This is a genomic window from Pelosinus propionicus DSM 13327 (assembly GCF_900114615.1).
In the GTDB taxonomy this organism is placed as follows: domain Bacteria; phylum Bacillota; class Negativicutes; order DSM-13327; family DSM-13327; genus Pelosinus; species Pelosinus propionicus.
The window spans coordinates 1-21,449 of the sequence record NZ_FOTS01000071.1; the positions used below are offsets into that span (position 1 = coordinate 1).

Genomic DNA, 21,449 nt, shown 5'->3' on the forward strand with positions numbered 1-21,449 from the left:
TGAGCAATATTATTAAAAGATTCGTATCCTCTATCAGCTATAACAATAACACTTCCAGTTGCTTCAGATTTTTCAATCATTGATACCAGAGCCTTATGTTCATTCATACCTTTTTTACTTTGTATTGAAGCATCAACATAATTATGTTGCATCAAATCATACATAGCATCAAGATGAAGAAGATTATATCCTTTAGTATTATCGTCATTTTTGATATGAGAATTTTCGTCATTTTTATTTTTAGGTAATCTTATATCAGATCCATCTACAGCAAGAAGACGATATCCTTTAAATAAAATCTGCTCTTCACATTGTTTAACCATTTCTCTAAAAATATATTCCATAGCTTTAGATGAAATTTTATTCCTTTGCTGAACAAAGGCAGAAACAGATGCGGTATCTTCTGCATAATTGAACCAATCATATATTTCTTTACATAAACTATTTCCACCCATGCCAATCATCATTTTAATGATTGTTTCAAATGATAGTTTTCGATTCCTTGTAAAGTCCTTTGATGGATTTTGCAAAAAATCAGATGGATCATCTGATATAGTACTTATTATGTGTGAAAGTATTTCTTTTACTTCAGTTGGTTTCATATGCGTTCCTCCCTCGAATCTTTATATTTCATGGGCAGAGCCGCAAATTCTCGACTATTTGTCAAGTGTTTTTTTATATGACTAGCAAATTACTAGCAAATATAAAAATAGAACGTTTACATCTACTTTTATCGATGTAAACGTTCTATTTTGCTTAACTTAATGACATTGCCCCCCAAGTGGGGCGTCAAAATAACATCTTCTAAACTAAACATAGGGTGCAGCTGCGGAGGTTCAAAATCATACACATCTACACCATATCCACGAATACGACCGTCAAGTAATGCCTTATACAATGTTTCATACTCTACCAATTGACTACGGGCAGTATTAATCAGAATCGCCCCTGGTTTAAGTAAACACAATTTGGCATCATCAAGAATATTGCGTGTTTCATTCGTTAAAGGCAAATGAAGACTAACAAAATCAGATTGCTGCAGCAATTGGTCAAGAGCAACGTAGTCAATGCCAATTTCGCGGGCCTCTGGCCGCTTCACACTGTCAAACCCTAGAATCTTCATCTTATAGCCCGTTGCACGATAAGCAGCAGCTAGGCCTATTTTCCCGACACCCACAATACCAATCGTTTTACCCCAAAGACCTACGCCCATTGGCTTTAGCCAATGCCCGCTTTTTGTGGATTCATTCGCAGTATGTAACCCCCGGGATAACATATGGAGTAATCCAAAAGTCAAATCAGCAACCTCATGACTGTTCACGCCTGGAGCATTTGTCACCACTACACCACATTCAGCTGCGGTCTTACTATCAATACCATCTACCCCCACACCATGCTTAGCAATTACCTGTAAGCAGGAACAGGAGCGAATGATTTTGCCCGTAACTTTATCATTGCCTACAATTAATACATCTGCATCCTGGGCAGCATTTATCATTTCATCCTCCGTCAAGGGTCTACCCAATGAGTTAGTAATAACTTCGCATCCTATTGCCTGCAGACGCTGCAGAGGCTCAGGATCAGCTTTAGCAAATGTAACTGCCGTAACAACAACTTTCCATTTATACATGATCATTCCTCCAGTATTTTATAGCTAAAAACAAAAGGGACTTGGCATCTGCCAAGTCCCTAGACATCGGCAGATGCCTTAGTCTTTTTTATTTTCAGTCAAAGGTGACTGTTAAAATAACACTAATCATACTTAGCCGCATGAACAGCAACAACAATTTCATTGGCTTTACGCTTGACCGCTTCCCAATCTCCCCTTGCTGCAGCGGCAAAATCTACAAGCTGACCGCCAGCACCAACAGCCCTTGCACCAGCTTTGATAAATTCTACAGCATTATCCTTGTTCACACCCCCAACTGCCATAGTTGCAATCTGGGGTAATGGACCACGAAGTTCCCGAAAATAGTTAGCTCCGATAGATGCTGCCGGGAAAATTTTCACCATTTCGCAGCCAAAATCATAGGCTCTTACAGCTTCTGTTGGTGTCATTACACCAATTACTGCGGGAATTTTTGCCTGGCAGCAAACAGCTAGTGTTTCTTCGGCAAGGTGCGGCGTTAGCACAAAGGTCGCACCGGCCTTTATTGCAGTATGAGCATCTTCGCCTGTCATGACTGTCCCAGCGCCAATTGGCAGCTTTTCACCGATTGCTTCCTTGAGTGCCGTGATCCCCTGAAGAGCACCCTCACTGTTTAATGTTATTTCAATGGCTCCTACACCAGCATCGGCCAATGCTTGTCCGAGGGGCACAAGTATGCCAGGATTAACACCGCGCAGAATAGCTACTACACCATTTTGAGCCACATGTTCCAATATAGCATGCATAAACGCCACTCCTTTCTTCCTATTGTTTATCCGATGACCAAGTCCCTGGATAAGTGCGACTAAAGATTCAGGTGGAGTTAAAACTCCATCTGAATCAAGTCTTCTTTATAGCGGTGTAGACTTGTTTTGTATCGCAGCATACGTGTTTTCTTCTTCCTCTTCCATTAACTGAATTGCTTTACGCTGCTGGGATTTTGCCACTAATAAAAAGAGACCAAAAACTACTGCGGAAATAATCACACCGCTCAAAATAAAAGATAAAGTCTGCATAATTGCATAGGTAACAAATAAGGAACCACCAGAGAAAGAGGCAACGCCTACAGCTCCTTCTGGCATTTTGCCGCCTACTGCTAAAAATATTTTGGTCAAAACAGGAGAAGTTACAGTTCCGCACAATAGTACTTGTATCAATACAACTGCACCGATAACCAAGGTACGGAATACATTGCCGTTAACCAGTGCCACAACAAAAGCAATTCGAAAAGGTATGACTGTAATATCTGCAAAAGGGAGCATCTGATTTCCTGGCAGAATAGCTGCCAATACTAATACAAATGGAGTTAAAATTAATGCTGCGGTTAAAACGGAAGGATGCCCAATAGAAATCGCTGAATCCAAACCAAGCAATATCTCCCGGCCTCCAAGATGTTTTTGCAAAAATTCACTACTGGCTTCTTGTATTGGCATTAAACCTTCCATGAGAATAGCAACTACTTTAGGTAGAATAATCATAACAGCAGCTAAGTTCATCGCCAAATTTAAGGAATCTTTTATTGAATAGTTAGCCATGATTCCAATAACAAGTCCAATGATTACAGCCAGTACTGCTGGTTCGCCAAACAAACCGAGGTATTTCCTCACCGAATCAAAATTACCGCGAATATTTTTCACACCAGGAATACGATCCAATAACTCATTGATCGGCGCTGCGATGACCAACTCAGATATAGAAGACAAGGTTGGCATCGAGATCCCTGGCAAACCATAAAATTTTTGCAAAAAAGGAGCAGCCCAGTCAGCTGTCAACCAGGTTATGAACGCAGCCAGCATCATTCCCACAAATCCAAGATATACATTATCCGTTGCATAATAGGTTAAAACACCAGCAGTTATTAAATGATGGTAGTTCCAAATATCAACCATTAACGTTTTCGTTACACGAAAATAAAGTAATACCAGATTAAAGATCAGCAGTACTGGAATGCCAATGGCCCCCATAGGCGTAGCCCAGATAGCTGCTGCAACAGCCCCCCAGCCCACATCCATAACATCCAATTTGAGGCCTGAATTTTTGGAGAGCGCTTTCATAGCCGGACCTAAATTATCACCCATAAAGGCAACCACCATTTTAATGCCAATCAGTGCAATTGCGATGAAAATGGCGGCTCGAATGGCTTTACTGGCCTTAGTGCCTAACGCCAAGGCAAATAAAAATATAAAAAAGGGGAGTACTACATTAGGTCCAACATCAAATATTATCTTAAAATAACTTGCAATCGTTTCCATATTTATCCCTCCCTGCTATTGTTGTTATTGTAAATGTTTTTTAATTTCTTCTAAGGTTTCTTTTAATCCCATGCCTGTAAGAAAAGGAAGTCCTTTTATCAAAGGTGTATTCACGGTATCAGGGAGTGTTGCCCCCATGGCCATTAAGACAATTACATCCACTTTATCAGCATACGAAGCCAGCTCTCCGATCTTAGCCTGAATTACTTCACAGCGAACGTTGGCATTTGCCATATAATCCTGAATTTTTTTACAAGCTACAGTAGAAGTCGCCACCCCATTTCCACATAATACCAATACTCGTTTTGCCATTACAAAATCCCCCTTACTATTTTTGATTACTATTTATAGTCCCCAGATTGCTCCTTTGACAGTTGGACCAACCTGTTTGCTATACCTAAGCAGCAAATTTGAACCAGTTTCCTTCACCAGAGGCTGCCAATTAAGACGCCTGCGTTCCAATTCTGCTGGATCAACATTGAGATTAACGATGCCATCTGTAAGACTAATCGTTATGGTATCACCGTCTTCAACCAACGCAATCGGTCCGCCTTCCGCTGCTTCAGGGCATAAATACCCAATACTTAATCCAGCACTGGCCCCGGAAAAACGACCATCTGTTATTAACGCCGTATTGGGAACTCCTTTTAGTACCTCCGTAACCCGATGCAGCTCCCGCATACCAGGACCGCCCTTAGGTCCTTCATAACGGACAACCACAACTTGACCAGACTTAATTTTATTTTCATGCAAGGCAGTATGACATGCCTCCTCACTTTCAAATACAATGGCTGGCCCGCTAAATAGATGCTGTTCCTTTGGGACAGCAGAAGCCTTGACCAATGCCCCGCATGGTGCCATAGAGCCATATAATACCTGAACACCACCCGTTGGAGCAAGAGGCTTGTCAAAAGCCTTAATCACATCTCGATCACCCTTAGAAGCATTGCGGGCAACCTCACCAATGCTAATTCCGTCAACAGTTCCAGCTTCGATTTTAAGCAGCGATTGAAGCTCTTTTAGCACCGAAGGCAAGCCGCCAGCACGATATAGATCATATACCGTCTGGTTACCGTTTGGCACAAGTGCCGCTAATAGCGGGGTCTTATCACTCACTTCTTCAAAGCTGTCCCAGGATAAAGGAATACCCGCCTCAGCAGCAATGGCTGGAAGATGCAGAAAGGCATTTAATGAACCGCCTAAGGCATTTAGTACCACCAGTCCATTATAAAATGCATCTGTTGTGGCAATATCTCTTGGTCTGATGCCTTGCTTAATCATATCCATTACCGCCCTGCCGGATTGTTCAGCAGAAAACCGACGAACGCTGGTTGGCGCCGGAAGGACACTGCTGCCGGACAGCATCAATCCCATAGCTTCACAGAGAACTGCCATCGTATTGGCAGTGCCAAAAAACGGACATACTCCAGGGCCAGAATAATATTGAAGTGAACCTTCAATCATCTCTCGCTCTGTAATTTCGCCTGCCAGGAACTTCGTGCGCAGCTGTTTTGAATCCGATGGCTTGCATTCCGGTACAGAAGCACCAGCGGTGACGATCACAGCTGGAAGATTGATCCGCAGAGCCGCCTGCATCATACCTGGAATAATCTTGTCACAAGAGCCCAGTAATACGATTCCATCAAATATTCCATGACCAAGAACCATTACTTCTACAGAATCAGCAATCATATCACGATGAGGTAATGTATAACGCATACCGAGATGCCCTTGACTGATACCATCACACATACCAATGGTGTTAAATTCAATTGGCTCCCCGCCTGCTGCCCTTATGCCGGCCTTAGCAGCTTCAGCCAGCTTCAATAATGGCTCGTGTCCCGGACATACTTCGTTCCAACTGTTCGCAATAGCGACTAAGGGTTTACCATCCAGCGCATCCAATGCTATTCCTGCAGAAGCAAGATGTACTTTGGCAATGGCTCGTTGATAAGGCTCCAGACGATCAATAGCACGTTCCATAATTTAATGCACCTCCTTTAGTTTTAAATACTGCTTTAAGATTCTCTCAATTTCTTTTGAGTCAGCCGCCCCTAGCAAAATTTCTAACACTTCAGGATTCTGAAAAGTTTCAATTAAATTTTGTAATAAATCCACTTGAGCATGAGGTTCTTTCATTGCTAATAAAAATACAATACTCACTTTTAATGTATTTTCTGAATCACCCATATTGCCAAAAGCCACTGGATGAGCCAGAGTCGCGACGGCGATAGCTGGCTTATTCACATGCTCTACATCGGTATGAGGAATGGCTACATTAATATTGCCAAGAGGAAGACCCGTGGGAAATATTCCTTCTCTCTTTATCACTGCCGGTACATAAGAGTCCTTCACATAACCAAAAGCATGCAGCTTATTTCCGAGAGACTCAATGATCTCCTTAACGTTTGCAGCTTCTAATTGCGATATAATTAAATCTGCTGATAAAACTTTGCTACTCATTTTTTAGCCTCCTACTCTATCCTAACCTCAGCACAAATGTACCGGGAAAATTCATATCTTATTCTCTTAGTCCCTAAGGTATGTCTTCAAACTCCCTTGGACCAGGACAGAAACATTTGGGTTATTTTTTCGGTTTCATTTTCACTGCGAAGACAGGCTACCTTGTCTGCATCACTGAGGATATTGGTTAATTCCAACAATGCAATGACATGAGAGGAATGGTCCACTGCTGCCAGAGCAAAAATCATATCCACTGGATCATTTTCTGGTGTTCCAAAAACAACAGGCTCTTTAAGCCTAATAAAGCTAAATCCCGATTTTTTTACTCCACAATCAATATCTGCGTGAGGGAGGGCAATTCCCTTCCAATATACGATATAAGGTCCCATCTTATCGACTACATCAACCATTGCTTGTCCGTATATTTGTTCAATATATCCCTCTTGATACAATACATTCCCTGCTTCATAAATAGCATCCCGCCAATTTGGGACAGACACATTTAATCTAATATTCGAGGCAGGCAATAGCTGAAACAGCGATGGCGGCTCAGAGTCCATCCGAGTTTCTTCTAATGTAGCATTTAACACGCCGTCTAATTCGCGGCGCAATTGGTGGTAATCTTGAATGCTGCAATATTTTTCAATTACCTTAACAAGATCGTCAACAGAAGATGTTCCTTTTGCCTTGTCCATGTGATTTTCTAATAATGCAATATCATGCGGCGGTAAGAGAGGGTTAACAATCAGTATGGGGATCGAAACGGGGGGAATTGGCACTGTAGATACAATAATGTCTACATGATGAATCTCTAACAGCATTTGAACCTGGCGGCAAGGTGCTATTGCGACAATTTTAATATCAAATAAAGACTGTAATTGAGAAGATAGCAAATTAGCTGTTCCTGTACCTGCGGCACAAATGACAAGCACGGAAGGCTGGGTTTTATCTCGATTTTTCATCCTTTCAAGTGCAGCACTGAAATGAACCGTCAAATAACTAACTTCTTCATCTAACAGTTGTCCGCCAATATAAGCAGCTAAAGAATTCGTATGTTTTCTTACTGATTCAAACAACAGGGGATAATTGGACTTAACTTCATCCAAGTAAGGATTTTCTAAGATTAATCCATACTTTACTCGAAACAATGTAGGGCGAACTTCTTCCAAAAGTCCTGCTAACAATTGATGGTCTTCTGTCAAATCGTAAGGTACATCCTGGCTAACGCGTGCAATAAGATTACATACCAACATTTGAATTTCCGTTCTGCTTTCTTGTTCTTCAACCGCTGAAGATGCAACATTACTTCCCAAAATATACTCTGTAAAAAGACTGACTTCATCAAGAGGAATGGATACGTTAAATCGTTCTTCCAAAAGAGGAATGGTGCTAAGGGCAATGGCAAAGGTACGTGAACTCTGTAACACTTCCATTTCTGATTGTCGTCCAACAATATCGCGTCCCGCTCTAATTCGATGAATGGATACGATTAAGTAAATGACCAGCCCACTAAATGCGACATCTGAAAAAACAACCTTAAGCTCATTTTCTAACCGACGAATATAGGATTGCAGGAAAGCTGTATCAATGTTCTCCAGCCAGCATTTAAATAGCTGACTATCACTCAAGTTAGGCTCTGGTGACGTGATCCACTCCAACAGATAAGACAACGATAGATTTTTGCGCAGTAATTCTACAACAGCTTGACGGTATTCTCGTTCCGGTCCTACAACTTTGATTCCATATTTAGGAATGGAGCGTAACTCTAAATGTCTTTTTTCCAGCCACTCGCGTACTTTCTGTAAATCCTTGATAACGGTTCCCCGACTGACATATAAGATAGCTGCAAGATCATTGATTCTAATATAATCTTTAATATACAGCAACTCAGCAAAAATTTTTTGCAGCCGTTCATTCGATGACAATACATACTGATATAACCCTAAATGTTGAAACAATCTTAATAGTTTCGTCTTCTCTTCTGCGGATTCGACAAATTTCATACCACCGTTTTGTTTGCGAACCAGTAATGATAGATTATTAAACTGCAAAAAATCATCTATTACATCCAAATCATACCGAATGGTGCGGTCACTAACATGAAATCGCTGAGCTAAATCTCGAATCCGAGCCCAGCTTTCATTTTCCAAAATATCTAGAAGTACATTACAACGGCGTTCATTTAGCAACATCATGTTCACCCCACTTCCATTTTTCATTCTACATGATTATTTGAATAATCAGAAGTTTAACATCTTTCACAAAAATTATGGCAAAAGTGAACTAATAGAGCCTCCCAGGCAAAGGAGGTTTTCAATTACTTATCCATAAAGGAGAAAAAATCCTTATAACCGTTTGGTTATAAGGATTTTTTCTCTTTTAAAGTATCACTCGAATACCTTTCTGCAGCCTGATCCCTTAGCAATTCTCTAATAGTTTTTTGGCTTCCACATATTGGGCGATTCCTGCCGCCAGTTTCTTTGCTTCTTTCATGGCTAGAACAACAGTTGCTGGTTGATGTACTACATCTCCCCCTGCAAAAACGCCTTTGCGTGTAGTCATGCCGTAAGGGCGTTCCCGTGTGATCACATATCCATTGTCACTGACTTCGATCCCTTCCGTCGTGGATACGATTCTGGCCGCAGGACGTTGACCAATGGCTGGAATAATTTTATCGGCTTCTATTATTTTCTTTACACCAGTGCCGCGTAACTTGCCATTTTCATCGATTTCCTGCAATTCATACTCTAATCCCGTAACCTGTTCTGCTCCTAAGATAGCAGTCGGATTGGACAACCACTGAAATTCTACACCTTCTACTTTTGCAGCCTCCATCTCTGATGGCAAAGCAGTCACCTCTTCTTCTGTACGACGATAGATGACTGTCACCTTGGAAGCACCTAAACGAAGAGCTGTACGAGCAGCATCCATGGCAACATTACCCGCACCGACTACTACCACTTTGTCTCGCGTATTAATCGGCGTTTCTTTGCGATCTATTTTCTCTGTTCGAATTAAGGTAACCATTCTCAGAAGATAAGTTGCCTGTATCACCCCAATCAGATCCTTACCAGGAATATCAAGAATTCTCGGCAGAGCAGTGCCTGTACCAATAAAAATGGCGTCAAACCCATCTGCAAATAAATGATCGACGGTCATATCCGTCCCTACTACAACGCCAGTTTTCACTTCCACTCCCAAATCTTCAATTCTTTTAATTTCCCGACGAACCACTTCCTTGCTTAAGCGAAATTCTGGAATACCATACAGCAAGACACCACCCGCCTCGGCTTGGGATTCAAAGATTACAACTTGAAACCCCAATTTTGCCAAATCACCGGCAACCGTCAGTCCTGCCGGTCCCGATCCAATCACTGCAACTTTTCCTTGTACACTAGGAACAGGCTTCGGTCTTTCAATGCCCATTTCGGCATCAAAGTCAGCAATAAAGCGCTCCAGCTTGCCAATCTGGATACCGCGATTTTTTTTATTAAGAATACAGGCACCCTCACATTGTTTTTCATGTGGGCAAACCCGCCCGCAAACCGCAGGAAGATTACTGCGCTGAGCAATAATAGCACTGGCTTCTCCAACATTGCCCTTTGCTAAGGCCTGAATAAAGTTAGGAATTTCATTTTCAATCGGGCAGCCGCCACGACATAAGGGTTTCGGACAGTTTAAGCAGCGTTTTGCCTCTGCTATAGCCTCTTTTGTAGTAAAACCTTCATCAATTTCATTAAAAGATAATTTTTCTCTCGCAAAGTTTGTATGTTTATCAATTAGCATATACTCTACCTTCTTTCCTATTTTTCTCATTAATAATTGGAATATTTTACTTATTGACCTATCATTTTTAGTTTGTTATATTCACATTGATTCCTTGTCCAATTGAAGATCCGCCAGATACGTGGAGTTTAAATTAAAATGGAATACATAGCATCCTTGGAGGTCTTATTTTTGAAAAAAATCGTAATGATTGCAGCTGCACTTCTCATCACAGCCAGTACTGGCTTGTCTGCCCCAGTCAATGACCTTGATAAGGGTCAAACCGCCGCTGGCATCGGCAGCAATAATACATTTTATCTTGAACACAAACTGGCCGAAAATTTTACATTAGGCTTGCAAAATGTAAATTGGGATCATCGCAACAACATGGATAACGTCTACGGGCAATTGCAGCTTGCCAATAATTTCAGAGGAATTCTTGGCAGCAATGATGTCAATTCCAACGCCAAAGTATATGTGGGAATGGCTATAAACGGTCCTCTTGCACCCGAGTGGGAAGGATACACGTCCTTAATCGCGGGGAAAGAGTTTAAAGAACTGCAAGTTGGTGCCAACTTCAAGATTACATATAATGCAGATATTAACTTTACCTATCACACTTACATGCCTGATGAAGGTGAAAATAAAAGCGGTGTAGGAATTGGTGCAACCTTGAAATTTTAAAAAAACCCTACAACCCAAAATATAACTATCAAGATCGTTACTGATTATCTTAAAAAGTGAGTAGCGATTTTTTTAATTTGAGGCGACTAAATAGTCTTTCATTTCTAACTGCATTCTTTTATGATAAAATTAGCATTGTGTCGAAATTGCTCACTTTGCCCCGATAAAAATACTATATCTGATCAATCATAAAAATGAAACCCACTTTCAAGGAGGAATTATGCGCAAGTTAATCGCTCTATTCACACTTACAACAGGACTTCTTATGACAGCCAATACAGTTTGGGCCTCTCCTACTGCAGAATTTGAAAAAGGTGCTATGAGCGTAGAAATAGGCAGTACACTTGATTCTAAAGTAAGCGGTCGAGGGAAAGCTTCAGCCGATGTAGTAGGTGAGTTTGGATTTAAGGCTACAGCGACTGCAGGTATAAATGATCGTTTTGCAGTACAACTCAAGCATGGGATGTTTAAATCTGAACGAACCACTATCCCGGTGCCAATACCAATGCCACCTTATACAGTGTCTATGACTACCTATGCCAAAGCTGAACCAAGTGATTTGAATGTCCTATATAAAGTAAATCCTAATCTAACGTTTATTACAGGCTATGAGTATACTAAAATTTCTTATGGCGACTTTGTGTCGAGTGCTTCTAAGTCAGCTTTGCACTTTGGCTTTACAGGAACTCATAAACTTAATGACGACTACACTTTATTTGCCACTTTACTAGGAGGCAAAGATGTCTCTTTAAAAGAATTTGGTGTTAGTTACAAAATGTCAAAGTCTACAACATTTAATGTTTCCTATGCTGAACGAAAAGTGAAAAACGTCGATTTAAAGGTACCTGCTGCTTACATTAACGGCAAAGAAAACTATACAATGAAAGGCATCTCCTGCCTTTTTGCTTTCAAACTATAATCTATACATATAATCAGAAGGTCCTGCATAAGACGTGCAGGACCTTCTGATTTATAATACGTTTTATCAACAGCGAAAAGATCTAAGATTTAATACTTAATATAGAAACATCTTCCTTCACATCTTCTTCATAATGTACATCATCAAAACCAAAACCGAATAATTTAAAGAACTCCTTACGGTATTTCTCAAGGTCCTGAACAATATCAATCTCACCAATGCAAACCTTTTCCCATAAAGCAGAAACCTCAGCTTGCACATCATTTTGCATTTCGTAATCATCAATACGAATCAAATGATCTTCATTAGGTGAATTTTCCGTGTTATATAATCGACTTGCTAAAAGACGATACATTTGCTCAATGCAGTTTTCATCCAGTCCCTTTTTGCCCAATACTCTTGCTAATAACATTAAATATAACGGAACAACAGGAATTGCTGCACTTGCCTGGGTAACTAGTGCTTTATTTACAGCAACAAAAGCTCTGCCATTTATATTTTCAATGTGCTTATTTATTTCCTTGCTAGTAGTATACAAATGATCTTTTGCTCTTCCAATGGTGCCTTCTTTATAAATTGGATACGTAATCTTAGGACCAATATAGGAGTAGCTTATGGTAGTAGCTCCTGGAGCAAGAACATCAGCTTCTTTTAAAAGATGTATCCATCGTTCCCAATCCTCACCGCCCATTACCGCTACAGTGCTGCGGATTTCCTGTTCACTGGCAGGCTCTAAGGTTACATCAACAATTTCATTGGAGTTCATATCTACCGTTTTGCTTGTAAAAGAATCTCCTATCGGTTTAATAACAGACGTAAACGTCTCGCCACTGACAGGATGAGTCCTTCTCGGCGCAGCAATACTGTAAACGACCAAATCAATCTGCCCTAATTCTTCTTTTATTAACGCAATCGTCTGCTCTTTCACCTGATCGGAAAAAGCATCACCATTAATGCTTTTCGCATAATATCCAGCTTCTGTTGCAGCCGCTTCAAAGGCAGCAGTATTATACCATCCAGCAGTAGCTGTATTTCCATTGGAAGCCGGCTTTTCTAAAAAAACGCCAAGAGTACTTGCACCTGATCCAAAGGTAGCAACAATTCTTGATGCTAGTCCATACCCTGTTGATGCGCCAATTACAAGAACATTTTTCGGTCCTTGAATAGGCTTTTGTCGTTTTACATAATTTATCTGCTCTTGTACTGAATGAGCACATCCTACAGGATGTGAAGTAGTACAAATAAAGCCGCGAAACTTTGGTTTAATAATCATATTATAAACTCCTCATCATTGCTTCCCTATGTATTCATGAATAATTCGCCTTCTTTAATTCATGTCTTAGGTATTTTCTTATGGAACTGTGAGCATTTACGTTTTTCCCTAAATTCTACCACAATCTCTTTCTATGTGCAACGCTATTCCTCTTTCTGTCACCCTTCTACAAACGATGTTTTTTTTCAAGTGCATATAAATCTTCAACTTTTTCAAACATAAAGGCATGTGCGTCTTTTATGGCCTGATTATAAATTACTACACCCACTTTTTCTACCATAAAATCTAATAACAATTCTGCTCCTAATTGTCCAAGTTCCTCCTCTCTATTTTCCACAAAGTACTTCTTTAAATCATCAATAGCTTGCTTTTTCAACTCTTTGGATAGATGAATCACTGCCATATCCACCAAACTCCTCTCTATTCCATATTATTCATCAATTTTTTTATTCTCCAATCCCTTTGTTCCAGGTTTTTATAAGTCGTAAATCGATAGGTACTATCTTTATAACTTTGTACAGAGCTCTCTTCTACGCACTGCCACTCTGGCAGCTTATCTAAATTAGGAAAGCACGTATCAGCATGATGCCTATTACTGATCTTAGTAATATATGCCTCTGAACAATAAGGCAAACATTGTCGATATACGGATTCTCCGCCAATGACAAAGATATCCTCACTATTATATAAAGATAGACATGAGAATAATTGCAACAAAGAATGGCATAGAGTAACGCTTTCCCAATGTATCTTTATATTTTTAGTCAGCACAATATTAATTCGCCCCTGGAGCGGTTTTGGACCAGGCAGTGATTCAAATGTCCCCCTACCCATTACTACCACTTTTCCTTTGGTTTTCTCTTTGAAATGCTGCATATCTGCTGGAATTGTGACCAGCAATTTTCCATTGCATCCAATACCCCACTGCTCATCAACGGCCACAATAAGTTTCATCATAACACTCCTGACTATTAAATTAAGATTTTAAATAGCAAGCACTGCATTATCACTAGTATATCCCTCAATCCATAGTCTTTCTACTAAAAAACATAATTTGCAAATATTTTCATAGAAATAAAAAATAACTCTTTAAGAAATTGTTTCTCTAAAGAGTTATTTATTGCTACCACTTACAAATCTGCTACAGATATTATTAAATATTTTGAGAAATTACAGCACGCCGTTTACAATATTTAATGGCTTGCCTTGAATGAAAGATTCAATATTTTCAGCCATAAGCCCAATCAGTCTTTGTCTTGATTCCAAACGCCTCCAACCAATGTGGGGAGTTAAAATTACATTGTCCATAAAAAATAATGGGTTATCCAGTGCAGGCGGTTCTGGATCCTGCACATCAAGTGCCGCACCAGCAATGATACCTTGCTGTAAAGCTTCAACTAAATCGATCTCATGTATGATTGGTCCTCTCGAAGTATTTATCAGAAAAGCCGTTGGCTTCATTTGCTTTAGCTTATCTTTATTGATGAGATGCCTTGTTTCTGGAGTAAGGGGGCAATGGATACTTACAAAATCACTTTGGGTAAGAAGCTCTTCAAGAGAAACAAATTGTACCCTGTCTTCTCCCCAAGGTTTAGAGGTACGGCTGTATACCAAAATGTTCATCCCTAAGGTTAAAGCAATCTTAATTACTTCTTTTCCTATAGAACCTGCGCCAATCACGCCAAGAGTTTTACCTTGCAATTCAAAATGCGGAACTTGTAAGTACTTTGTAAAATTGTCAAAATTCTTCTCTTGGAGCATCCTTTGCTGCTGAATCAATGAAGAACTTTGATTTAAGATAAAGGTGATTACCAACTGAGCTACTGCTTCTGTACTGTAACTTGGGACGTTGCAAACTGCAATATTCTTCTCTTTGGCTGCCGCAATATCAATATTGTTAAATCCTGTACCAGCTTCACAAATCAGCTCTACTGAAGAGGGAAATTTGGAAATTAAATCTCTTCCTACAGGCATCTCTTTTGTTATAACAATATGCTGCCCCTGAACCCGTTCCAGGATTTCATCATTGCTGCTTGCATCATACTTAGTCACAGTGGTGAGATTGGACAAAGAAGAAAAGTCCAGTTTGTTGTCAAAATCTAATTTGGCTGAATTGAGAATTACAGTGTTCTTCATGGCTACCCCCTAATGTTAGAATATTTCTAACTATAAGTATATTTACGCTTCCACTAACTGTCAACGTATTAACTTCTTAGATGACTAAACCATGCTTCTTTTAATCTTAAAATCCCCTCTTTGAACTTATTTGCAGGTATTTTAGAAAAGTATAGCAGCACTTGAGGCCTCTTCTCTTGTGATAGTTCCCAATAATAATCCTGAATCGGAGCTACACGGCAGCCATTTGCCAGCGCTCTTGCAGCTAATTCTTGAGCTGACAGTTCAGATTTTAAACTAAGAAGGACATGAAGACCCGATTCTGTACCATTTATCTTGGCATTCTCACCAAGATTTTTTTGTATTTCTTCTAAAAATAGTTTTCTTTTTTCATAGTATAGCTTGCGTAAGCGGCGTATCTGCCTTTCCAAATGACCATCTGTCATAAACTGGGCAAGAGCAAGCTGTTCAATCGTAGATGCAGTTTGGTTATATAAGGAAGATTTCTTTTGATAGATTGCTAAAAACTTTTCTGGCAACACCATGTAGCTAACACGTATAGAAGGTGGAATTACTTTTGAAAAAGATCCCAGATATACTACCCGTTCTCTTGTATCAAGACCCTTTAGTGCTGGTATCGGACGACCGAAATAACGAAACTCGCTGTCATAATCATCTTCGATGATGATACCATTTTTTTCTTCAGCCCAATTGAGCAGTTGATACCTTTTACCGATAGGCATAATATATCCCGTTGGAAATTGGTGAGACGGACTTACATAGACAAGCCTTTCATCACTGTTTTTAAGCTCTTCCGTATCAATACCATCTGTCTTCATTTTCACTGGTACAATCGTAAAAGCATGATCAGCAAAAATACGTCTACCATTTTTAAAACCGGGCTCTTCAAAGGCAATGCTGTTATATTCTAACTTAAGTATACTGCAAAGCATGCTTAAGAGGCTTTGCACACCAGCGCCGATTATGATTTGTTCCGTATGAACATAAACTCCTCTTGATTTCTCAATATATTTTGCAATCTCTTTACGCAGTTCTTCTTCCCCTTTGATATTTCCGTATCCAACAAGACGTTCTTTTTCTAAAAATGCTTTACTAATATACCGTTTCCATAAGGAAAAATCAAAACCTTCTCTATCCATTTCGCCACTTGAAAAATCATAGAGAATCTTTTCTGCCTCTTGATTATGATGGTATTGATTTGCCATACTAACAGTAGGGGCATTAAAAACAATTTCTTCTAACTTATTAACCGTATATCTTGATCGGTCATAGTTCTTGATATATCCTTCACTCATTAGCTGCTGATACGCCTTTTCAACCGTGATCTTGCTAACAGAAAGACCTCTTGAAAGACCTCGTATCGATGGCAATTTTTCATTTTCCCTAAGCCTATTTTGCTCAATGGCAGCTTTATAGTATAAATAAAGCTGTATATATAGTGGTTCTTTGCTCTGGCTGTCAAATACGATTAAATCCATAATCCCTCCAAACTGTACCTAACAAAAATATGATTTCTGTATATTTTAAAAGGTTCAAATTCATTTTATAATACAATTATGCTTTTGAAAACCCCTAACCTATCGAAATATTATTTTCTTGCTTTTTAGCACAATAAAACAAATATTGGAGGATATGAATATGAAACAAAAACTTGCGAGAGTTGTAGCAATCCACGATATGTCCGGTTATGGCAAGTGCTCACTTACTGTAGCAATCCCAGTTATTTCAGCAGCTGGCGTCGAGGTTTGCCCTCTCCCTACTGCTCTGTTATCTACAAATACCCTTTTCCCAGGATTCAAATTCTTTGACTTTACTCCACAAATGAATGAGTTTATTAATCACTGGAAAGAAATCGGTTTTAAGACTGACTGCGCTTACAGCGGATTCTTAGGTTCAGCAGAGCAAATCCAAATCGTCAAAAATTTCATGTTGGATTTTAAATGCTCCTTAAAAATAGTAGATCCTGTTATGGGCGATAACGGCATAATCATTAAAACCTATACACCTGAGATGTGCAATACCATGCGAGAGCTTGCCAGTATTGCTGATATCGTTACACCTAACCTTACAGAAGCTTATATTCTTACAGGCAGAGATTATGTCGATGGAGAAGTAGACAGCAGCACATCACGCAAGCTCTGTGCTGAAATGATTGAAATGGGTGCCAAAAACATCGTATTAACTGGAGTAGTCAGAGGAAATTCCTTATATAATTGCGCGATGAGTGAAGATCACTCCTACTTTGAAGTAGCTGTTGATCTGCTTCCCTACCATATGCACGGTACCGGTGATCTTTTCACCAGTGTCCTCACAGCAGGAGTAGTGAAAGGCTATACCTTAAAAGATAGTGTTGAAAGTGCAGCACATTTTGTGCGCGATGCAATGATTGTCAGCAATGATATTGAAGATGCCTTCGATCGAGGCGTTGCCTTTGAACCTATTGTCTACAAATTGCGCAGCGGCCTCTATAATAAAGATTTGGCTTAAGAAGGAAAGAGCTTAAAACCATTTGAAACGCGAAGACGCGAAGATAGTACGGAGGACATTTTGTACCCTCTTCGTGCAATCTTCGCGTCTTCGCGTTTCAGGGATTCTATTTCATTTCCTTACTAATCACTCCAGTGGCCTTTGGAATTTTAAAGAAGACCAGCAATCCAATCATAATCAATACGCTTCCGGTAAAAAGAAATACAGGTCCAATTCCCAGCCAAGAACTGATCATACCGCCAACAAGAGGCCCCACCATTGAACCCAGATGGTTTGCGGTAGTTGTAAGACCAAAAATCCGCCCCTGAAAAGCTTTGTCTGTCGAATTTACAGCAATTGTATTGATAGCGGGATATACACCAACGATAAATAGACCAAAAAAGAATTGAAGTACGCTAAACTGATAAATATTGATTATGAAAAATTGTCCCATGTTAAAGAACCCCGCGCCGATAAAGGCAATCACTAAGATTTTAATAAAACCCTTTTTCTGCCCCAACTTGCCCCACATCGGTGCCGATATCGCCCCAGCGATACCGGCCATACTATAAATAATCCCTGCCGTTAACGCGACGCCCTCCATATTTCCCTGGAGCTCGGCAACATATAACGTAATCAGAGGCTGTAATGTCATACTAATCATTTGCGCACCAAAAAGCAGCAGCAGCATTTCTACTAACTTTCGGTTATGAAATGCTGTTTTCAAATCATCCATCATACTGCCTTCACTAGGCGGTTCATTATTAACGGGTTCCTTTACCAATATTCCGACACCAACAGTTCCTATAAATATAATCCCTGCAGCAATCACAAAAGATAAACGCATTCCAAAAAAATGAGATAAGCTGCCACCCATTAATGGACCTAAAATTCCACCCATTAAAAGTGTTGTCTGCATAACGCCTAAACTAAATCCCATTTTTTCTTTTGGTGCAGATGAAGCGATGATCGCCATAGAGGCTGGCACAAATCCATTTGCAAAGCCCTGCAAAATTCTGACCATCAATAGATCTACAGGATTTCTAACAAATGCGCCCAAGAAATATACGACTGCCAGGCTAAATCCGGCCCGCATAATCATACGTCGTTTACCGCTTTTATCCGCATGCCGTCCCCAATAAGGCGCCATTATGGCTGAAACCAAGAAAGAAACGGAGAAGATCACTCCTGACCACACATTTACCTCACTCTGACTTACGCCTATATCTAAAAGATATAAAGGCAAAAAAGGCGTGACCATGGTATAACTTGAACCTGATAACATCACTGCAATAGATAACACCCAAAGATTTCTACGCCAATCCAATGTTTAAAGCCCCCTAAACTACCTAAAAATATTTTACTTTCATGTATTGATCTTTTGTTCCCCCTTTTTATCTTATGAGTAAACCCCTTCTATACTTTCATCTTTATCCCACTCCAAATAAACTGTAAAAAGCGATAAAGATAAATGGTACGAGCATCTTCATCAAGGTTAAAATAAATACATCATAGTAGGATGACCTGTGAGTTAAACCACAAACACTAATAACAGTAACTAATGCACCATTATGAGGAACGGTATCAATCCCTGCGGAAGCAAGGCAAATCATCCGATGAAGAAGGTCAGGGGACATGCCAATGGATTGGGCCCAGACCAGCCACTCGTTCCCCAACATCCCTAATGCAATTGTCATGCCCCCTGAGGCAGAGCCAGTTAAAGCTGTCATAATATACGTCGTGATTGCCTGAGAAAGCAGGGGACCTGAGCCAATATGCAAATCTGTTAATGCATGCTTAACAATTAGAAAACCACTTAATTTTGCAATCACACTACCAAATGCATAACCTGATGCAGTATTTAATATTGCCGATAAAGAAGACAATGCTCCTGAATTAAATACATGTACCATCCTGCCCTTTTGACTGATGGGTTTCCGCCCAATAGCTAACGCTAATATAATGCCAACAAATAAGGCGATATCCAAGGACCATATCGCATATATTTTCTGTACACTAGAACTGAGCAACGACAATTGCAGGTTCTGAAACGGCTCTAACATTTCAGGGTCCCAGGAGTAAGCCCAAATCCAGCCAAAGGGATTACTCATATACAAATTTACTAAAACAACTGCTATTAGCGGCAAGACGGAAAGTGCCCAATGAGGCATTTCTTTTTCCCCTAAAGGATCTGGTTCATTTTTAGCATGATTCCCATAGCCTTCCCCTTGACTTCTTAAGCTCTTAAAGCGATATGCTACCCAAAACCAGGCTAGGGCAAAATAAAGTACTGCACTCACTATACCAATCATCGGTGATGCCCAAGTTGAAGTGCCAAAAAAGGTCGTCGGAATGATATTTTGAATTTGAGGTGTCCCTGGTATCGAAGCCATGGCAAAGGTAAAGATCCCCATCCACAGCGTTGCCGGAATAAGGCGTTTAGGAATATCAGCTTCACGAAATAGTAAAGCTGCAAATGGATACATAACAAATACAACCACAAATACACTCAATCCGCCATAAGTTAAGATACCGCATCCTAATAAAACAGCTAAAATTGCTCTTTCCTTTCCTAATGAGCGAGAAATAAACGCTGCAATCGAACTTGCCAGCTCACCTTCTTCCATTATTTTAGCAAAAACTGCCCCCAGCAGAAATATAGGAAAATAAGTCTTAAAATACTCTGCTGCCTTAGTCATAAAAATTTCACTGTAAACAGGCATAGATTGAAACTCCCCAACCGATGCCAGTATAGCAAACAACGGTGCGATAAGGATAATAGAATAACCCCGATATGCAAAATACATTAATAAAATTAAACTTACTACGATGAGAAATAGATCCACTCTTACCTCCTAAGAATTCCTTGCTATATTTGTTGTAACATACTCACTTATTTTTTAAACTATATCATAAAGAAGCCTTTGATTCCATTAAAACTCCCTTTTCTCCCAATGATTAATGAATTTTGTAACTTTTATCCCCAAATCAAATACTCGAATTGAAATAGATACTAAATATATAGTATTATTTTAGTTTGTTTTCGGAATATTTGTTTATTTCTGAATGTTTTCTTTATTCAAATGTTTGGCTATGTTTGAATTTTTGCCCATATTTGAATTTTTACGAAAATAGAAGTAAATTCTATCTAATTTTGTCTAATGAGCGATATCCTGGTCAGACCACCTCTTAAAGAAGTTGATAATGCTCGCCCAATCCATTAAACTAAGAATTGCCTTATAGACGCAAGCTATATCCTATTTTTAAAATTGTCAGTTTAATCTATATGTACTCATTATTTCGAACTTTTTACATTTGGGAAAAAAGAAACAGAAAGGGTTGATCTTATGGTTCTTCAATTAGGCGCTTTCGCTTTTACTGCTATTGCAGTAATGTTAACAGTGCTAGAAGTGGCACACCTCTCCCATCTTATTTAATCTGATAACAAAGCCAGCCATGTTCGCGTACAATATGAGGCTATGAAAAGAGGCTGTCGCAAAATGCTTTTTGAAAAAAAGCATTTTGTGGCAGCCTTCCTTTCTTGAGCAGATAAAATCCAGGCGAAAAAGAATAAACAAAGAAGCTCTTCTTCCGTTTATGCCCATAGCAAACAGAGGAAGCCTCTTCCCCAATAAAAAAGTCTATTTGTATTTGTCAGGCTGCTTTGGGAATATGCAAGTAAGTTCCACAGCGACCACTTTGAATTTTGTTGTGGAGTTTGTTTAGGTTATACCCCATGCACAGCAATAGAAACTCGGTTTGCACCTTGACGCTGCCTCTCATAAGAAAACGTCGGAAGCCCATATCTGCTTTCAGTACACCGAAGGCTCCCTCCACCTGAAT

The 21,449-nt window shown here is 39.7% G+C and carries 20 protein-coding genes; 3 read left to right on the top strand and 17 right to left on the bottom strand.

Annotated features, from left to right (window positions below):
- The 9 genes from BMZ99_RS23565 to BMZ99_RS23605 all read right to left on the bottom strand — a co-directional run.
- Positions 1 to 602: transposase (locus BMZ99_RS23565; RefSeq protein ID WP_139214837.1), on the bottom strand; the 602-nt coding region annotated here is incomplete at its 3' end.
- A gap of 128 nt (positions 603 to 730) precedes the next feature.
- Positions 731 to 1,630 carry a phosphoglycerate dehydrogenase gene (locus BMZ99_RS23570; protein WP_245755137.1) on the bottom strand — a complete coding sequence of 300 codons (900 nt, stop codon included), beginning with the start codon at positions 1,628 to 1,630 and terminating at the stop codon, positions 731 to 733.
- 122 nt (positions 1,631 to 1,752) lie between these two features.
- Positions 1,753 to 2,394: a bifunctional 4-hydroxy-2-oxoglutarate aldolase/2-dehydro-3-deoxy-phosphogluconate aldolase gene (locus tag BMZ99_RS23575; protein WP_090943772.1), complete on the bottom strand. Its 642-nt coding sequence runs from the start codon at positions 2,392 to 2,394 to the stop codon at positions 1,753 to 1,755.
- Between the two features lie 105 nt (positions 2,395 to 2,499).
- A complete protein-coding gene (locus tag BMZ99_RS23580) occupies positions 2,500 to 3,900 on the bottom strand; it encodes a PTS galactitol transporter subunit IIC (protein ID WP_090943775.1) in 1,401 nt (466 codons plus the stop codon).
- Positions 3,901 to 3,924: 24 nt separating this feature from the next.
- Positions 3,925 to 4,212 carry a PTS sugar transporter subunit IIB gene (locus BMZ99_RS23585; protein ID WP_007960220.1) on the bottom strand — a complete coding sequence of 96 codons (288 nt, stop codon included), beginning with the start codon at positions 4,210 to 4,212 and terminating at the stop codon, positions 3,925 to 3,927.
- 33 nt (positions 4,213 to 4,245) lie between these two features.
- A complete protein-coding gene (gene ilvD / locus BMZ99_RS23590; protein WP_090943778.1) occupies positions 4,246 to 5,883 on the bottom strand; it encodes a dihydroxy-acid dehydratase in 1,638 nt (545 codons plus the stop codon).
- A 3-nt stretch (positions 5,884 to 5,886) separates the two neighbouring features.
- Positions 5,887 to 6,363 carry a PTS sugar transporter subunit IIA gene (locus BMZ99_RS23595; protein WP_090943781.1) on the bottom strand — a complete coding sequence of 159 codons (477 nt, stop codon included), beginning with the start codon at positions 6,361 to 6,363 and terminating at the stop codon, positions 5,887 to 5,889.
- Between the two features lie 86 nt (positions 6,364 to 6,449).
- The gene (locus BMZ99_RS23600; RefSeq protein ID WP_090943784.1) at positions 6,450 to 8,558 is read right to left on the bottom strand and encodes a BglG family transcription antiterminator; all 2,109 of its coding nucleotides are present in this window, start codon (positions 8,556 to 8,558) and stop codon (positions 6,450 to 6,452) included.
- Between the two features lie 223 nt (positions 8,559 to 8,781).
- Positions 8,782 to 10,149 carry an NAD(P)-dependent oxidoreductase gene (locus tag BMZ99_RS23605; RefSeq protein ID WP_090943787.1) on the bottom strand — a complete coding sequence of 456 codons (1,368 nt, stop codon included), beginning with the start codon at positions 10,147 to 10,149 and terminating at the stop codon, positions 8,782 to 8,784.
- A 171-nt stretch (positions 10,150 to 10,320) separates the two neighbouring features.
- Between BMZ99_RS23605 and BMZ99_RS23610 the strand changes: the two genes are divergently transcribed.
- Together BMZ99_RS23610 and BMZ99_RS23615 are read left to right on the top strand one after the other, a co-directional pair.
- Positions 10,321 to 10,812 (top strand): hypothetical protein, encoded by a 492-nt coding sequence (locus BMZ99_RS23610; RefSeq protein WP_090943810.1) that lies wholly within the window; start codon positions 10,321 to 10,323, stop codon positions 10,810 to 10,812.
- Positions 10,813 to 11,032: 220 nt separating this feature from the next.
- Positions 11,033 to 11,731: a hypothetical protein gene (locus tag BMZ99_RS23615; protein WP_090943790.1), complete on the top strand. Its 699-nt coding sequence runs from the start codon at positions 11,033 to 11,035 to the stop codon at positions 11,729 to 11,731.
- A gap of 82 nt (positions 11,732 to 11,813) precedes the next feature.
- On the opposite strand, the gene fabV is transcribed toward BMZ99_RS23615, so the two are convergent.
- The 5 genes from fabV to pdxR form a co-directional block, all read right to left on the bottom strand.
- A complete protein-coding gene (gene fabV / locus BMZ99_RS23620) occupies positions 11,814 to 13,004 on the bottom strand; it encodes an enoyl-ACP reductase FabV (protein ID WP_090943793.1) in 1,191 nt (396 codons plus the stop codon).
- 166 nt (positions 13,005 to 13,170) lie between these two features.
- Positions 13,171 to 13,407, bottom strand: a complete 237-nt coding sequence (locus BMZ99_RS23625; protein ID WP_175490683.1) for a DUF2164 domain-containing protein — start codon at positions 13,405 to 13,407, stop codon at positions 13,171 to 13,173.
- 17 nt (positions 13,408 to 13,424) lie between these two features.
- On the bottom strand, positions 13,425 to 13,958 hold the full coding sequence (locus BMZ99_RS23630) for a dihydrofolate reductase (protein ID WP_090943796.1): 534 nt from the start codon (positions 13,956 to 13,958) through the stop codon (positions 13,425 to 13,427).
- 216 nt (positions 13,959 to 14,174) lie between these two features.
- Entirely contained in the window at positions 14,175 to 15,140 is a 966-nt protein-coding gene (locus BMZ99_RS23635) for an NAD(P)-dependent oxidoreductase (RefSeq protein WP_090943800.1), read from the bottom strand.
- A 68-nt stretch (positions 15,141 to 15,208) separates the two neighbouring features.
- Entirely contained in the window at positions 15,209 to 16,618 is a 1,410-nt protein-coding gene (gene pdxR, locus BMZ99_RS23640) for a MocR-like pyridoxine biosynthesis transcription factor PdxR (RefSeq protein ID WP_090943803.1), read from the bottom strand.
- 160 nt (positions 16,619 to 16,778) lie between these two features.
- Between pdxR and BMZ99_RS23645 the strand changes: the two genes are divergently transcribed.
- Positions 16,779 to 17,627 carry a pyridoxamine kinase gene (locus tag BMZ99_RS23645; RefSeq protein ID WP_139214838.1) on the top strand — a complete coding sequence of 283 codons (849 nt, stop codon included), beginning with the start codon at positions 16,779 to 16,781 and terminating at the stop codon, positions 17,625 to 17,627.
- Between the two features lie 106 nt (positions 17,628 to 17,733).
- On the opposite strand, the gene BMZ99_RS23650 is transcribed toward BMZ99_RS23645, so the two are convergent.
- From BMZ99_RS23650 to BMZ99_RS23660, 3 genes are all read right to left on the bottom strand, one after another.
- Positions 17,734 to 18,933, bottom strand: coding sequence for an MFS transporter (locus BMZ99_RS23650; RefSeq protein WP_090943804.1), 1,200 nt, complete (start codon positions 18,931 to 18,933; stop codon positions 17,734 to 17,736).
- A 103-nt stretch (positions 18,934 to 19,036) separates the two neighbouring features.
- Entirely contained in the window at positions 19,037 to 20,452 is a 1,416-nt protein-coding gene (locus BMZ99_RS23655) for a GntP family permease (protein ID WP_090943807.1), read from the bottom strand.
- An 808-nt stretch (positions 20,453 to 21,260) separates the two neighbouring features.
- Positions 21,261 to 21,449, bottom strand: a 189-nt coding sequence (locus BMZ99_RS23660) for a transposase (protein WP_175490684.1), incomplete at its 5' end; no start/stop codon positions are given.

What these genes read in the sequence shown, in the direction of transcription:
- BMZ99_RS23570 (WP_245755137.1), bottom strand. Translation starts at nt 1,630, where the DNA reads ATGTATAAATGGAAAGTTGTTGTTACGGCAGTTACATTTGCTAAAGCT.
- BMZ99_RS23575 (WP_090943772.1), bottom strand. Translation starts at nt 2,394, where the DNA reads ATGCATGCTATATTGGAACATGTGGCTCAAAATGGTGTAGTAGCTATT.
- BMZ99_RS23580 (WP_090943775.1), bottom strand. Translation starts at nt 3,900, where the DNA reads ATGGAAACGATTGCAAGTTATTTTAAGATAATATTTGATGTTGGACCT.
- BMZ99_RS23585 (WP_007960220.1), bottom strand. Translation starts at nt 4,212, where the DNA reads ATGGCAAAACGAGTATTGGTATTATGTGGAAATGGGGTGGCGACTTCT.
- ilvD (WP_090943778.1), bottom strand. Translation starts at nt 5,883, where the DNA reads ATGGAACGTGCTATTGATCGTCTGGAGCCTTATCAACGAGCCATTGCC.
- BMZ99_RS23595 (WP_090943781.1), bottom strand. Translation starts at nt 6,363, where the DNA reads ATGAGTAGCAAAGTTTTATCAGCAGATTTAATTATATCGCAATTAGAA.
- BMZ99_RS23600 (WP_090943784.1), bottom strand. Translation starts at nt 8,558, where the DNA reads ATGATGTTGCTAAATGAACGCCGTTGTAATGTACTTCTAGATATTTTG.
- BMZ99_RS23605 (WP_090943787.1), bottom strand. Translation starts at nt 10,149, where the DNA reads ATGCTAATTGATAAACATACAAACTTTGCGAGAGAAAAATTATCTTTT.
- BMZ99_RS23615 (WP_090943790.1), top strand. Translation starts at nt 11,033, where the DNA reads ATGCGCAAGTTAATCGCTCTATTCACACTTACAACAGGACTTCTTATG.
- fabV (WP_090943793.1), bottom strand. Translation starts at nt 13,004, where the DNA reads ATGATTATTAAACCAAAGTTTCGCGGCTTTATTTGTACTACTTCACAT.
- BMZ99_RS23625 (WP_175490683.1), bottom strand. Translation starts at nt 13,407, where the DNA reads ATGGCAGTGATTCATCTATCCAAAGAGTTGAAAAAGCAAGCTATTGAT.
- BMZ99_RS23630 (WP_090943796.1), bottom strand. Translation starts at nt 13,958, where the DNA reads ATGAAACTTATTGTGGCCGTTGATGAGCAGTGGGGTATTGGATGCAAT.
- BMZ99_RS23635 (WP_090943800.1), bottom strand. Translation starts at nt 15,140, where the DNA reads ATGAAGAACACTGTAATTCTCAATTCAGCCAAATTAGATTTTGACAAC.
- pdxR (WP_090943803.1), bottom strand. Translation starts at nt 16,618, where the DNA reads ATGGATTTAATCGTATTTGACAGCCAGAGCAAAGAACCACTATATATA.
- BMZ99_RS23645 (WP_139214838.1), top strand. Translation starts at nt 16,779, where the DNA reads ATGAAACAAAAACTTGCGAGAGTTGTAGCAATCCACGATATGTCCGGT.